The 13,424-nt window shown below is 71.8% G+C and carries 13 protein-coding genes; 2 read left to right on the forward strand and 11 right to left on the reverse strand.

Features of this window, described 5'->3' with window-relative positions:
- Positions 1-3: 3 nt before the first annotated feature.
- From QSU92_RS02200 to rsmI, 3 genes are read right to left on the reverse strand one after another with little or no spacing between them, the layout of a single operon-like run.
- Positions 4-888, reverse strand: coding sequence for a TatD family hydrolase (locus QSU92_RS02200; protein WP_289264557.1), 885 nt, complete (start codon positions 886-888; stop codon positions 4-6).
- On the reverse strand, positions 885-2,489 hold the full coding sequence (gene metG / locus QSU92_RS02205; protein ID WP_289264558.1) for a methionine--tRNA ligase: 1,605 nt from the start codon (positions 2,487-2,489) through the stop codon (positions 885-887). The genes QSU92_RS02200 and metG overlap by 4 nt, the downstream gene beginning before the upstream one ends.
- A gap of 9 nt (positions 2,490-2,498) precedes the next feature.
- Positions 2,499-3,344: a 16S rRNA (cytidine(1402)-2'-O)-methyltransferase gene (gene rsmI, locus QSU92_RS02210; protein WP_289264559.1), complete on the reverse strand. Its 846-nt coding sequence runs from the start codon at positions 3,342-3,344 to the stop codon at positions 2,499-2,501.
- A gap of 38 nt (positions 3,345-3,382) precedes the next feature.
- On the opposite strand from rsmI, the gene QSU92_RS02215 reads away from it, so the two are divergent.
- Entirely contained in the window at positions 3,383-4,906 is a 1,524-nt protein-coding gene (locus QSU92_RS02215; protein WP_289264560.1) for a dolichyl-phosphate-mannose--protein mannosyltransferase, read from the forward strand.
- A gap of 2 nt (positions 4,907-4,908) precedes the next feature.
- Here the strand turns inward: QSU92_RS02215 and QSU92_RS02220 are convergent, their stop codons facing one another.
- From QSU92_RS02220 to hemE, 7 genes are read right to left on the reverse strand one after another with little or no spacing between them, the layout of a single operon-like run.
- The gene (locus QSU92_RS02220) at positions 4,909-6,249 is read right to left on the reverse strand and encodes a glutamate-1-semialdehyde 2,1-aminomutase (RefSeq protein WP_289264561.1); all 1,341 of its coding nucleotides are present in this window, start codon (positions 6,247-6,249) and stop codon (positions 4,909-4,911) included.
- Positions 6,246-7,238 (reverse strand): porphobilinogen synthase, encoded by a 993-nt coding sequence (gene hemB, locus QSU92_RS02225; RefSeq protein ID WP_289264562.1) that lies wholly within the window; start codon positions 7,236-7,238, stop codon positions 6,246-6,248. Before hemB ends, QSU92_RS02220 begins: the two co-directional genes overlap by 4 nt.
- Complete coding sequence (gene hemC, locus QSU92_RS02230; protein ID WP_289264563.1) at positions 7,235-8,158, reverse strand: hydroxymethylbilane synthase; 924 nt, start codon at positions 8,156-8,158, stop codon at positions 7,235-7,237. Before hemC ends, hemB begins: the two co-directional genes overlap by 4 nt.
- Complete coding sequence (hemQ, locus tag QSU92_RS02235; protein WP_289264564.1) at positions 8,155-8,838, reverse strand: hydrogen peroxide-dependent heme synthase; 684 nt, start codon at positions 8,836-8,838, stop codon at positions 8,155-8,157. Before hemQ ends, hemC begins: the two co-directional genes overlap by 4 nt.
- The gene (locus tag QSU92_RS02240) at positions 8,835-9,125 is read right to left on the reverse strand and encodes a hypothetical protein (protein WP_289264565.1); all 291 of its coding nucleotides are present in this window, start codon (positions 9,123-9,125) and stop codon (positions 8,835-8,837) included. The genes hemQ and QSU92_RS02240 overlap by 4 nt, the downstream gene beginning before the upstream one ends.
- Complete coding sequence (locus tag QSU92_RS02245) at positions 9,109-10,131, reverse strand: FAD-dependent oxidoreductase (protein WP_289264566.1); 1,023 nt, start codon at positions 10,129-10,131, stop codon at positions 9,109-9,111. Before QSU92_RS02245 ends, QSU92_RS02240 begins: the two co-directional genes overlap by 17 nt.
- On the reverse strand, positions 10,121-11,197 hold the full coding sequence (gene hemE / locus QSU92_RS02250) for a uroporphyrinogen decarboxylase (protein WP_289264567.1): 1,077 nt from the start codon (positions 11,195-11,197) through the stop codon (positions 10,121-10,123). The genes QSU92_RS02245 and hemE overlap by 11 nt, the downstream gene beginning before the upstream one ends.
- Positions 11,198-11,253: 56 nt before the next feature.
- Between hemE and QSU92_RS02255 the strand changes: the two genes are divergently transcribed.
- A complete protein-coding gene (locus QSU92_RS02255; RefSeq protein WP_289264568.1) occupies positions 11,254-12,492 on the forward strand; it encodes a glutamyl-tRNA reductase in 1,239 nt (412 codons plus the stop codon).
- A gap of 12 nt (positions 12,493-12,504) precedes the next feature.
- Here QSU92_RS02255 and QSU92_RS02260 read toward each other — a convergent pair whose 3' ends face one another.
- A complete protein-coding gene (locus QSU92_RS02260) occupies positions 12,505-13,338 on the reverse strand; it encodes an aldo/keto reductase (protein WP_289264569.1) in 834 nt (277 codons plus the stop codon).
- Positions 13,339-13,424 lie beyond the last annotated feature (86 nt).

Genomic DNA, 13,424 nt, shown 5'->3' on the forward strand with positions numbered 1-13,424 from the left:
CGCTCAGTCCGTGAACGCGCCGTAGACGGCCAGGGTGTTCTCGGCGAGCTGTGCGCACAGCTCATCGACGTCGACCTCGAGTTCGGCGGCCAGGAACCGCACCGTCACGGGAATCAGGTAGGGCGCGTTGGGTCGTCCGCGGTGCGGCGTCGGGGTGAGGAAAGGCGCGTCGGTCTCGACCAGCACCCGCTCCCTCGGTGTCACCTTCAGGGCGTCGCGCAGGTTCTGGGCGTTCTTGAACGTGACGTTGCCTGCGAACGAGAGGTAATAGCCCTCATCCGCGCAGCGGCGCGCCATCTCGGCGTCGCCGGAGAAGCAGTGGAAGACGGTCTTCTCGGGCGCTCCCACCCGGGCGAGCGTCTCCAGGACGGCGTCGTGCGCCTCACGGTCGTGGATCTGCATCGCCAGCCCGTGCTTCTTCGCCAGGGCGATGTGCGCCTCGAACGAGGCGTGCTGGGAGGTGAGCCCCTCTTCGCCGGTGCGGAAGAAGTCCAGGCCCGTCTCGCCGATCGCGCGGACGCGAGGTTCGGCCGCGAGCGCGTCGATCACACCGATGGCCTCATCGAGGTGGCCGGACTCGGCATAGGCCGGTGCTTCGTTCGGGTGGATGGCGACGGCGGCGAGGACGTCGGGGTGGGATGCCGCGGCGGCGGCCGACCAGCGGCTGGACTCGATGTCACCCCCGGCCTGCACCACCCCGATGACGCCGACGGCCCGGGCACGGGCGAGCTGCGCGTCCAGGTCGAGGGGCTCGTCGCCGTCGATGATCTCGAGGTGCGCGTGGTTGTCGTAGACCGGCACGCGCAGCGGCTCGGGAGCCGCGGGCCACCGCACATCGCGCGACCCGTCGTTGTGACGCTCGCGGACGTACCCGCTGGGGTCGCTCACGCCCCCCGACCCTCCGGCCGCGCGTCGCCCGGCTGCTCGACGCGCGGGAAGAGGGGCGAGAGGGCGTTGACACTCGTGCCCGGGCGGAGCTGCCCCCAGCGCCCCGCGTCGCGGAGCGGCTGATCCTGCAGCCGGCCCAGCGACTCGGCGGCGCCGAGACCCACCCACAGCTTCTCGTTGGCGATCGGCATGATGGGCGACAGCAGTACCGCGAGGGCGCGAAGTCCTTCGGCGGCGGTGTAGAGCACCGTGTCCAGACGCGGGCGCGACCCCTCGTCCTTCGCCAGCACCCAGGGCTCGTTCTCGGTGATGTACAGATTCAGCGCATCGACGATCGTCCAGGTCGCCGCGATGGCCTCATCCAGCCGGAACCGTTCGATCGCGGCATCCGCGCGCTCCGCAGCGCTCGCCACGGTCTCGCGGATGATCCGGTCCCCGTCGGTCTCCTCCCCCGGGGGCGGCACGATGCCCTCCCGGTACCGGGCGATCATCGCCGTGGTGCGCGAGGCGAGATTGCCGAAGCCGTTGGCGAGCTCGGCCTGGTACCTCGCCGACAGGTCCTCCCACGAGAACGAGCCGTCCTGGCCGAAGGCGATGGCCGAGAGGAAGTAGAACCGGTACGCATCCGACCCGAAGACGTCGGTGATCTCGGTGGGCGCGATCCCGGTCAGCTTCGACTTCGACATCTTCTCGCCGCCGACCAGCAGCCACCCGTGGGCGAAGACGCCGCGGGGAACCTCGACACCGGCGGCCATCAGCATGGCGGGCCAGATGACGGCATGGAAGCGCAGGATGTCTTTGCCGACGACGTGATAGGCCGGCCAGCGACGGGCGAACTCCTCGGGATCGGAGCCGAAACCCACGGCGGTGGCGTAGTTCAGCAGCGCGTCCACCCACACGTAGATGACGTGGGTCTCATCCCACGGCACCTTGATGCCCCAGTCGAACGTCGACCGCGAGATCGACAGGTCCTTCAGGCCCTGCTTGACGAAGGAGACGACCTCGTTGCGCGCCGACTCCGGCCGGATGAAGTCGGGATTCTCGGAGTAGAGCTTCAGCAGCGGCTCGGTGAACTCGCTCAGCTTGAAGAAGTAGTTCTTCTCCTGCAGCAGCTCCAGGGGCTTGGAGTGGATCGCGCACACCTTCAGACCCTCGAACGCCCCGGTGCCGTCGACGATCTCGGACTCGGTCTTGAACTCCTCGCATCCGACGCAGTAGAGCGCCTCGAACTCGCCGGCGTAGATGTACCCGCGGTCGTAGATGGCCTGCACGAACTTGCGCACGCGCTCCTCGTGCCGGGGCTGGGTGGTGCGGATGAAGTCGTCGTTGGCGACGTCCAGTGTCTCGAGCAACGGGAACCACGACTCCGTCACCAGCCGGTCCACCCACTCCTGCGGTGTGGCCCCGTTCGCGGCGGCGGCTCGGAGCATCTTCTGCCCGTGCTCGTCGGTTCCGGTCAGCATCCACGTGTCGTCACCGGCCTGCCGATGCCAGCGCGCCAGCGCGTCCACGGCGACGGTGGTGTAGCCGTGGCCGATGTGGGGCACGTCGCTCGGATAGTAGATCGGCGTCGTGATGTAGAAGGATCGGCCGGAAGTCACCCGAGAATTCTAGGTGGACCGGATGCCACCGGCCGCCGTGTGACGTGCAGCCAGCGCCGCTTCGTAGAGATCGCGCCGCGACAGGCCGGTCTGCCCGGCGACATCTGCCGCGGCATCCTTCAATCGCATGCCCCCCGCGACGAGATCCGTCACCTCGGCGACTCCGTCGGCCAGCGACACCCCGCGGCGCTCGGCGCCGGCCACCACGACGACGATCTCGCCGCGCACTCCGCCGCCCGCCCAGTCGGCGAGCTCGCCGAGCGAACCCCGGCGGATCTCCTCGTGGAGTTTGGTGAGCTCCCGGCAGACCGCTGCGGGGCGTTCGGGCCCGAAGGCACGGGCGAGGGCGGCGAGGGTCTCGGCGATACGCGACGGAGCCTCGAAGAACACCATGGTGCGGCGTTCCGTCGACAGCTCTGCCAAGAGCGCGTCGCGCTCACCGGCTTTCCGTGGTGGGAAGCCCTCGAAGGTGAAGCGGTCGGTCGGCAGCCCCGATGCCGCGAGCGCGGTCACCACCGCGCTCGGACCCGGGATCACCGTGACGGCGACCCCCTCGACGGCCGCCCGCGCGACGACGGAGAACCCGGGATCGCTCACCGTCGGCATGCCGGCATCGCTGAGGAGGAGAACATCCTGCGCGCGGGCGAGCTCGACGATCTCGGCCGCTTTGGTCTTCTCGTTGTGATCGTGCAGGGCGATCAGCCGCGGGCGATTCTCCACCCCGAGGGCGGCGAGCAGGCGCTGGGTCGTGCGGGTGTCCTCCGCCGCGATGACGGGAGCCTCCGCCAGCGCGCGGCGGAGGCGGTCGGATGCATCGCCGAGGTTGCCGATCGGTGTGGCCGCGAGGATCAGCATGCCGTCAGCTTAGGCGGGCCGCCTTTAGGCTGGTCGACGTGACCGCCCCCGCACCCGCGCTGACCCGGCCGTCGGCGTGGGACCGGTGGCAGCAGCGGGTGTCCGACGACGGGCGGCTCGCCCGCCGATGGACGGTCCTCGCCGCGGTCGCCGTGACACTCCTCGCCGCCGTCCTGCGCTTCTGGAACCTCGGCCACCCGCACGCCCTCGTCTTCGACGAGACGTACTACGTCAAGGACGCCTGGAGCCAGTGGGTGCTGGGGTACGCCGCCGAATGGCCGGAGGGTGACGACACCAACGACCGGTTCGTCGCCGGCGAGACCGGGATCTTCACCGCCGACGAGCCCGCGTTCGTCGTCCATCCGCCGCTCGGCAAGCTGCTCATCGGCGCCGGGATGGCGCTCTTCGGCGCCGACTCGTCGTTCGGCTGGCGGTTCGCGACCGCGCTGGCGGGGACGGCGCTCGTGCTCGTGCTGTTCCTCCTCGCCCGAACGCTCACCGCCTCCACCGTCTTCGCCACCGTCGCGGGTCTGCTGCTCGCCGTCGACGGACTGGCCATCGTGATGAGCCGGGTGGCCCTCCTCGACATCTTCGTGGCGCTGTTCGTGCTCGTGGCCTTCTGGTTCGTCGCCCTCGACCGGCGGCGCCTTCCCGATCGGCTCGCCGCGGCATTGGCCCTGCGATCACCCGACGGCGAGGGCGGCTACCGCCTCGGACCCGTGCTGTGGGATCGGCCGTGGCTCGTCGCGGCCGGGGTCGCCGCCGGCGCCGCGAGCGGGGTGAAGTGGTCGGGGCTGTACGCGCTCGCGGGGATCGGCATCTACGCCGTCGTCACCGACCTCCTCGCCCGGCGACGGGCGGGCATCCGGCTCTGGGCGGTCGACGGCGTGCTGCGGCAGGGGCCGGTGTCGTTCCTGCTGCTCGTCCCGGTCGCTGCCATGATCTACCTCGCGTCATGGTGGGGGTGGCTGGCGACCACGGGCGGCTACGGCCGCGACAGGGCTCCGACGGCGCTGGAGAGCCTCTGGATCTACCACCAGGGGATCTACGACTTCCATGTCGGCCTCGACACCGACCACGCCTACGAGAGCCCCGCATGGCAGTGGCCGCTGCTCCTGCGCCCGACCTCGATGTACTACGACCAGACCGACGCCGGGGTGCAGAATATCTACTCGATGCCGAACCCGCTCATCTGGTGGGCAGGCGTCGCGGCAGTGGTCTACCTCGCGTACCGGTTCTTCCGCGATCGCGACGCGCGACACGCGCTCGTCCTCACCGGCGTCGCCGTGACGTACCTGCCGTGGCTGCTGTACCCCGAGCGCACGGTGTTCCAGTTCTACACCGTGGCGATCCTGCCCTTCACGGTGCTGGCTCTCACCTTCGCCCTCCGCGACATCACCCGATCCCCCGACCCGCAGCGCCGGCTTCCCGGCCGGGTGGCAGTGCTCGCCTTCCTCGGGATCGTGCTGCTGGTGTCGGCGTTCTGGTACCCGATCCTCACCGCCACGACGGTGCCCTACGACTTCTGGCGGGCGCACAACTGGCTCCCCGGCTGGGTCTGAGGTCAGAGTGGGGTAGCGGATGCCGCGGCGCGCGCAGCCTTCGGAAGCGCGGCGAGAATCTTCTCCAGCGCCTCATCATCGTGCGCGGCCGTGAGGAACCACGCCTCGAACACGCTCGGCGGGAGGGAGACCCCTGCCTCGAGCATCGCGTGGAAGAAGGCGCGGTAGCGCCATCCCTCCTGTGCCCGGGCGTCGTCGTAGTCGCGCACCGGCCGGTCGCGGAAGGCGATCGAGAACAGGCTCCCTGCGTGGGTGATGACGTGGGCGACACCGGCGGCGTCGAGGGCCTCGCCCGCCGCGCGGGAGACGACGCCCGCGGCCCGATCGACGTGGGCGTAGACGGCGTCGTCGGCGAGGCGCAGGGTCGCCAGGCCCGCGGCCACCGCGAGCGGGTTCCCACTGAGCGTGCCCGCCTGGTAGACGGGTCCAAGGGGGGCGAGCAGCTCCATCAGATCCCTGCGGCCGCCGATGCCCGCGAGCGGCATCCCGCCGCCGATGACCTTGCCGAAGGTGACGAGATCGGGCGTCCAGGAGGCCCCGGCCCGGTGCTCGAGCCCCCACCAGCCGGCGGGATCCACCCGGGAGCCGGTGAGCACCTCGTCGGAGATGAGGAGGGCGCCGTGGGCGTGAGCGGTGTCGGCGAGGAAGGCGTTGAAGCCGTCCTCGGGCAGGAGGATTCCGGCGTTGGCGCCGGCGGCCTCGGTGATCACGGCGGCGATGCGGTTCCCGTGGAGCGCGAACGCCTCTTCGATCGCATCCCGATCGTTGTACGGCAGCACCATCGTGAGCGCGGCGATGTCGGCCGGAACGCCCGCCGAACCGGGAAGGCCGAGGGTCGCCACCCCCGACCCCGACTCGGCGAGGAGGCCGTCGGAGTGACCGTGGTAGTGACCGGCGAACTTCACGATGAGGTCGCGCTGGGTGGCGCCGCGGGCGATGCGGATCGCGGTCATGGTCGCCTCGGTGCCGGTGGACACCAGGCGCAGACGCTCGATCTCCGATGCCTCCCCGACTCGCAGGCGGCCGATCACCGCCTCGGCGAGGAGCGTCTCACCGGGGGTCGAGGCGCCGAAGGACAGTCCGCGCGCGGCCGCCTCCTGCACCGCGGCGACGACACCCGGGTGCGCGTGGCCGAGGAGAGCAGGACCCCAGGATGCGACGAGGTCGACATACTCGCGTCCCGAGACGTCGCGGACGTACGCGCCGTGAGCGCCCACGATCGACAGCGGCGTGCCCCCTACCGAGCCGAAGGCGCGGACAGGCGAGTTCACGCCGCCGGGGATCACGGCTCGGGCGCGCGCGGCGGCCTCGACGTTGTCGGTCGGGGTGAGGGTCATGCTCATCGTGCCCACCTTTCTGCCGTCTCCACAGCCCAGTACGTCAACACCGCGTCGGCGCCCGCGCGGACGATGCTCTGCAGCGACTCGTCGATGGCGCGCTCCCGATCGATCCAGCCGTGAGCGGCGGCGGCCTCGATCATGGCGTACTCACCGCTGACCTGATACGCCCACACCGGGACCGGTGAGGATGCCGCGGTGTCGGCCAGCACATCCAGATACGACATCGCGGGCTTGACCATCACGATGTCCGCGCCCTCCGCGACATCCAGCGCGACCTCGAGCGCGCCCTCGCGCCGGTTGCCCGGATCGAGCTGGTAGGTGCGCCGGTCACCCTGCAGAGAGGACTGGACGGCCTCGCGGAACGGGCCGTAGAACGCCGAGGCGTACTTGGCCGCGTAGGCGAGGAGCGCGACGTGCGAGAACCCGGCCTCGTCCAAGGCCGAGCGGATGACGGCGACCTGGCCGTCCATCATCCCGGAGAGCCCGAGGAGCTCGGACCCGGCGGCCGCCTGCGCGAGGGCCATGTCGCGGTAGCGCTCGAGGGTGGCGTCGTTGTCGACACGCCCGCGCCCGTCGAGCACCCCGCAGTGACCGTGGTCGGTGAATTCGTCGAGGCACAGGTCGGTCTGCACGACGAGGTCGGAGCCGACCTCGTCGGCGGCGATGCGCGTCGCGACGTTGAGGATGCCTTCGGGGTCGGTCGCGCCGGAGCCCTGGGCGTCTTTGTGCTCGGGCACGCCGAAGAGCATCACGCCGCCGATGCCCGCGGCCGCCGCGCGCCGCAGCTCTCCGCGCAGCGACTCGAGGGAGTGCTGCTGCACGCCCGGCATCGAACCGATCGGAACAGGCGCGTCGGCGTTCTCACGGACGAACATCGGCAGCACGAGCTGCGCGGGGTGCACCCGGGTCTCGGCGACCAGCCGACGCCAGGCGGTGCTCTGCCGAAGCCGCCGGGGGCGGGTGGCAGGGAAGGGCGGAGGGCTGGGGGTCATGCCTGGTCCTCTCGGGCACCGGGGCCGACGGGCGCGAGGTCGGCGGCCCCCTGGGCCAGGAGCTCGTCGGCCACGCGGGCGGCCAGCTCTGTGGCGACGTCCGGGTCCTCGGCGTCGGCGGCATGGGCGCTGGTGAGCTGTGCCGTGCCGTCGGGGCGGTAGATCCGCGCGGTGAGGAACATCAGCCCGTCGTCGAAGAAAGCGTGGGCCCCGATCGGGGCTGCGCAGCCCGCTTCCAGACGAGCGAGCACGCCGCGCTCGGCGTCGACGGCCAACCGGGTCGGGCGGTGCTCCAGACGCGACACGCGATGCTCTTCGCCGGCGCGGGTCTCGACGGCGAGGGCCCCCTGCGCGGGCGCGGTGGGCCAGCGCTCCAGCGGCATCAACTCCGTCGCCGCGTCCGAGCGATCGATGCGGCTGAGCCCCGCGGCGGCGAGGAGGATGGCGTCCAGGCGCCGCTCCGGGTCTTGCGCGCCCACGCGGGACAGACGGGTGTCGATGTTGCCGCGGATGTCGATCAGGTCGAGGTCGGGGCGCCGCGCCGCGAGCTGCGCGCGACGGCGGGGGGAGCCGGTGCCGACGCGCGCGCCCTCGGGCAGGGTGTCGAGGGTGAGCCCGTCGCGTGCGCACAGCGCGTCGCGCGCATCGGCCCGTGTCGGCACCGCGCCGATCGCGAGCCCCTCCTCGGGCGCGGTCGGGAGGTCTTTGTAGGAGTGCACGACGACGTCGACCTCACCGGCGCGCAGAGCTGCGCGCAGCGCCGTGGCGAACACCCCGGCACCGCCGAGCGACGCAAGCGGCGCGCTGGAGCGGTCGCCGTCGGAGACGATCGGCACCAGCTCCGCACCGAGGGCGGCGGCGACGGTGCCGGCCTGCGCCATCGCCAGCGCGCTCGCGCGGGTTCCCAGACGCAGCGTCATCGCACCACGTCGGCGATCTCGGAGGGCTCGATCAGCCGCCCGGTGAAGAACGGCACCTCTTCGCGAACGTGGCGACGCGCCTCGGTGGCACGGAGGTAGCGCATCAGGTCGACCAGGTCGATGACGTCATCGGCCTCCAGGGCGAGCAACCACTCGTAGTCGCCGAGGGCGAAGCTCGCGACGGTGTTGCTCTGCACCTGCGGGTAGTCGCGGCCCATCCGGCCGTGCTCGCCGAGCATGGCGCCGCGCTCCTCGGCGGGGAGGAGATACCACTCGTAGCTGCGCACGAACGGATACACCGTCACCCACTGCTTGGGAGCGAGCCCCCGGGCGAAGGCGGGGCTGTGGTCGCGGCTGAACTCCGCGTCGCGGTGCACCCCGAGCGCGTTCCATGTCGGAGCGAGCCCCGCGAGCTCGCGCGTGCGGCGAAGGTCGCGCAGCACCGCCTGCAGGTGCTCGGCGGAGCGGCCGACGAGCCAGAGGAGGATGTCGGCGTCGGCGCGAAGGCCCGAGACGTCGTACACGCCGCGGAGGGTGTCGCCGGCGGCGGCGGCCACGTCCACGATGGCGGGAAGCTCCTCCGGCACCGGCGTCCCGGGCTCACGTCGCAGCACCGCCCAGAGGGCGTAGTGCCGGTCGTTCGGGGTCTCGGACGAAGCGGAGGGGGCGGTATCGGTCACCCCTCCATCCTCCCCCGTTCACCGGACGGGTGGCCACTCGCCCTCTCGACGGTGAGAGATGTGGCCAGTGCCTCGGCGTGGCGGACGACGGCGGCCAGCCCCGTGCCCGCGGTCTCCTCCCCGACGGCGAGGGCAGCATCGCCCGCGTCTGCGCGGCCCCAGCGATTCCAGGTGCGCACCGTGTGATCGAGGAGCGCATCGATCGGTGAGCCGAGGAGCGTCTCGGCGTCGCGGACGGCCACAGCGGCGGCATCCGAGGCGGCGGAGCCGTCATACGACAGCCGCACCGCCTCCCGCGGGCCGAGGGATTCGCGGATCCACGGCCATTTGGCGGTGAGGTGGGTCAGGGCGCGGGCGCGCACATCCTGGACATCGGCACCGACGAGCACCCCGGTGCCCCGCGGGGCGTCGCGCCACGCGGGCGCGTCGACGACGAGGGTGACGACGGTGATCCTCCGGGCGGGGTCCGGCGTCCGCCGCGGCCGGGCGAGGACCGGGATGCCGGGGATGCGGCGACCGTCGACCTCGATGCCGTCCGGGGCGACGGCGGTGACCCGGGCACCGCTGGTGAGGCTCGGCCCCGTGCGCGGCGGCGTCGGCCACGAGGGCATCGACGAGGCGGAACACCCCGCCGCGTACCCCGGCGACCTGACTGCCGGCAGGGGATGTGGCTCGGATCGACGCGATGGCAGCGGCGAGCGACCCCGTCCGGCGGAACTCCTCGCGAAGGCGCGGCGACGCACTGTCGATCGGCAGCGCGTCGGGGGTGGTCGAGTGCACGCCCCGGACGACCGGGGCGACGAGGGCGTCGAGAACCCGGTCTCCCATGCGGGCGCGGACGAGCGCACCCAGCGTCTCGGCCGTCGCTCCCTGGTCGGGGGGAAGGGTCGCGTCCTGGCGGGCGCGGGCGAGGCCTGCCGCTCCGAGGGCGGGGAGCAGGGTCTCGTCCAGGTCCGTCGGGATGCCGAGGAGCCCGGCAGCCGGGAGCGGGAAGGTGCGGTCGCTCTGCTCCTGCACCCAGGCGGGTGAGCCCGCGGCCGGCGCGACGACGTCACCGGCGAGCCCGAGTTCGCCGAGCAGCGCCAGGACGGTTCCGGGACCGTCACCTCCCCGCGTGGCGAAGGACTCCGCGCCGGCGTCGAGCGCCACGCCCGCGACATCCTGCCGGGAGACCTGACCGCCGAAGACGCGCGCGGCCTCGAACAGCCGCACCCGGTGACCGGCGAGCGCGGCGCGCCGGGCGAAGACCAGCCCGGCGACGCCGCCACCGGCGACGAGGAGGTCAGCGGCCATGGACGAACGCGACGATGCGCGTGAGGGCGTCGGGGTCGGTGTCCGGCGGCACGCCGTGACCGAGGTTCAGGATGTGGGCGGGCGCCGCCGATCCCGCCTCGATGACCTCCTCGACGTGGCGCTCCAGCAGTCGCCACGGGGCGTTCAACAGGGCCGGGTCGATGTTCCCCTGCAGCGGCACGCGGCCGTCGAGTCGGCGGTTGGCCTCATCCAGCGGGAGTCGCCAGTCGATGCCGACGACGTCGGCGCCGATGCCCGGCAGCAGGTCGAGGACGTCCCCGAGGCCGAGACCGAAATGGATGCGGGACACGTCGGTGCCGCGCAGCGCATCGAATGCACGGCGCGAGTGCGGCGCGACGCGCTTGTGGTAGTCGGCGCGGGAGAGGGAGCCCGCCCACGAGTCGAACAGCTGCGCGACGCTTGCTCCCGACTCGACCTGGGCGCGCAGGAACGCACCGGTGACGTCGGCGCACCAGTTCAGCAGAGCGGCCCACGCGTGGGGATCGGTGCGCATGAGGGCGCGGGTGCGCAGCTGCTCCTTGGAGGGACCGCCCTCCACGAGGTAGCTGGCGAGCGTGTACGGCGCTCCCCCGAAGCCGACGAGGGGGGTCGTGCCGAGCTCGGCCACGACGATCGAGACGGCCTCGCGGATCGGGGCCAGCGCCTCGGGGTCCATCGGGCGCAGGCGCAGGATGTCGGCGGACGAGCGCACGGGCTGATCGATGACCGGACCACGACCGGGGACGATGGTCACGTCGATCCCGGCGAGGAGCACCGGCACCACGATGTCGCTGAAGAACACCGCCGCGTCCACGCCGTGGCGCCGCACCGGCTGCAGGGTGATCTCCGCGGCGAGGTGCGGGGTCAGGCACGCGTCGAGCATCTCTGTGCCTGCGCGCGACGCGCGGTACTCCGGCAGCGACCTGCCCGCCTGCCGCATGAACCACACCGGGGGGCGCTCGGGGCGGTCTCCCCGCGCGGCACGCACCAGCGGGCTGTTCGTGGTGCGTCCGTCGACCAGGGGGTGCGCGGCGGGAAGAAGGGGCGTGGATTCGGGGGATGACACGCCCTCCAGGCTAGACGCGCGCGGCCTTCGGCTCGCCGGTTGGGTAGACTTGTCCGGTGCTGTTCTGTGTGACGGCGAATCATCGCAATACGGATTTCGAGGTGCTGGGTCGCATCTCGGCCGTCGCCGAATCCACCGGCCGAGCGCTCGTCTCCGAGCACGACTTCGTTCGCGGCGCCGTCGTCCTGTCCACCTGCAATCGCTTCGAGGCCTACCTCGAGGTGGATGAGCCCCTGACCGGCGGCGCGGTCGTCGCCCGTGAAGCGGTGCTCGAGGCTCTCGGGGTCGCCGCCGGCGACGATGCGCACGCCCTGCGCGAATCAGCGGTGTCACTCTGCGGCGACGATGTCGTGCGTCACCTCTTCGCGGTGAGTTCGGGCCTGGAGTCCATGGTCGTCGGCGAAGAGGAGATCAGCGGCCAGGTGCAGCGGGCGCTGGTGCAGGCCCGCACCGACGGCACGACCAGCACGCAGCTCGAGCAGGTGTTCCAGCGCGCCACCCACGCCACCCGTGAGATGCGGGCCAAGGCCGATGTCGGCGCCGGGCGACGCTCCCTGGCACGACTTGCCCTCGACCTCGTCGACACCCGCGTGACTGACTGGGCCGCCGTTCCGGTTCTCCTCGTCGGCACCGGCAGCTATGCGGCCACCACCATCGCCGCCCTCCGCGCCCGTGGCGCACGCGACATCGGCGTGTACTCGGCCACCGGTCGCGCCGCGCGGTTCGCCGCGCGCTACGGCGTCCGCCCCGAGGCGGATCTGTCTCGCGCGATCGCGCACGCCGAGATCGTCATCACCTGCACCGCCCGCTACGTCGTCACCCCCGACGACATCCCCGACACCGCACGACGCATCATCATCGATCTGGGCCTTCCCCGCAACGTCTCCCCCGAGGTCGGCGATCTCCCCGGCGTCGAGCTGCTCGACCTCGAGCTGCTCGGTCGTCACGCCGCGCTCCCCGAGCTCGGACCCGGAGCCCACGAGCTGGTCGGCACGGCGGCGGCGACCTTCACCGCGGAGCGGGCCGCTGCCCCGGCGATCGTCGCGGTGCGTCGTCACATCCAGGACGCCCTCGACGACGAGCTCTCGCGACTGCCCGACGACGCGGAGCAGGCTCGGGCCGCGCTGCGTCATCTCGCCGGCGTCCTCTCGCACCGCCCGTCGGTGCGCGCCCGCGAAGCGGCCGCAGCCGGCGAGCTGGCGGAGTTCGAGCGCGCGCTGGACCTGGTCTTCGGCATCGCGGTCGAGCACGGCGCCGGCGAAGCCGGCGGCACGGTCGCGCCGGCCGCCGGCTGACGACGCCGCGGGTCAGTTGACCTCGTCGATGCTGCCGCCCACGCGTCCCTCGTCCGCGCGATCCAGCGCATCGATCGACGCCATCTGGTCCGTGGTCAGCTCGAAGTCGAACAGGTCGAAGTTCTCCTCCAGGCGTGAGCGGCGCACGGACTTCGGGAAGACGATGAAGCCGTGCTGGATGTGCCAGCGCAGCACCGCCTGAGCGGGCGTCTTGCCGTGGGCGGCCGCGGCATCGGCGACGGCGGGCAGCTCGAACAGGTCGTACTTGCCCTGGCCGAGCGGCCCCCACGACTCGATGTGGACGTCGTGGTCGGCGGCCCATGACGTGATGTCGCGACGCTGGTAGGCGGGGTGCAGCTCGATCTGGTTGATCGCCGGGGTCACACCTGTTGCCTCGATGACCTCTTCGAGGTGGCTGACGTGGAAGTTCGACACACCGATCGAGCGGGCCTTGCCGGCGTCGCGGATCGCGACGAGCTTCTCCCATGCCTTGACATAGGTGCCGCGCTTGGGCGCGGGCCAGTGGATGAGATAGAGGTCGACCTGCTCGAGGCCGAGCTTGGTCAGGCTCTCGTCGATCGCCGCGTGCGGCTCGTCGCCGCCCTGCCGGTCGTTCCAGAGCTTCGTGGTGATGAAGAGCTCGTCACGCGGGATCCCCGACTTCTCGATCGCGGCGCCGACGCCCTCTTCGTTGCGGTAGATCGCCGCGGTGTCGATGTGGCGGTAACCGATCTCGAGGGCCTCGCTCACAGCCCGCTCGGTGTCCTCCGGCGGAACCAGGAAGACGCCGTACCCGAGCTGAGGGATCTCGTGTCCATCATTGAGTTTCACAGTGGGGATGGTCATTCCCTCAGCCTAGGATCTCCGTCTCGGCCCCAGTCGCGAGTTGCGCCATCCGGCGCGACCCGCTACCCGAATCCCCGGCGGAAGTA

This window comes from Microbacterium sp. ET2 (genome assembly GCF_030347395.1).
GTDB lineage: Bacteria > Actinomycetota > Actinomycetes > Actinomycetales > Microbacteriaceae > Microbacterium > Microbacterium albipurpureum.

Excerpts from the sequence above, each read along its gene's own strand:
- QSU92_RS02260 (WP_289264569.1), bottom strand. The coding sequence starts at position 13,338 with ATGACCATCCCCACTGTGAAACTCAATGATGGACACGAGATCCCTCAG.
- hemB (WP_289264562.1), bottom strand. The coding sequence starts at position 7,238 with ATGACCCCCAGCCCTCCGCCCTTCCCTGCCACCCGCCCCCGGCGGCTT.
- QSU92_RS02220 (WP_289264561.1), bottom strand. The coding sequence starts at position 6,249 with ATGAGCATGACCCTCACCCCGACCGACAACGTCGAGGCCGCCGCGCGC.
- QSU92_RS02245 (WP_289264566.1), bottom strand. The coding sequence starts at position 10,131 with ATGGCCGCTGACCTCCTCGTCGCCGGTGGCGGCGTCGCCGGGCTGGTC.
- rsmI (WP_289264559.1), bottom strand. The coding sequence starts at position 3,344 with ATGCTGATCCTCGCGGCCACACCGATCGGCAACCTCGGCGATGCATCC.
- hemC (WP_289264563.1), bottom strand. The coding sequence starts at position 8,158 with ATGACGCTGCGTCTGGGAACCCGCGCGAGCGCGCTGGCGATGGCGCAG.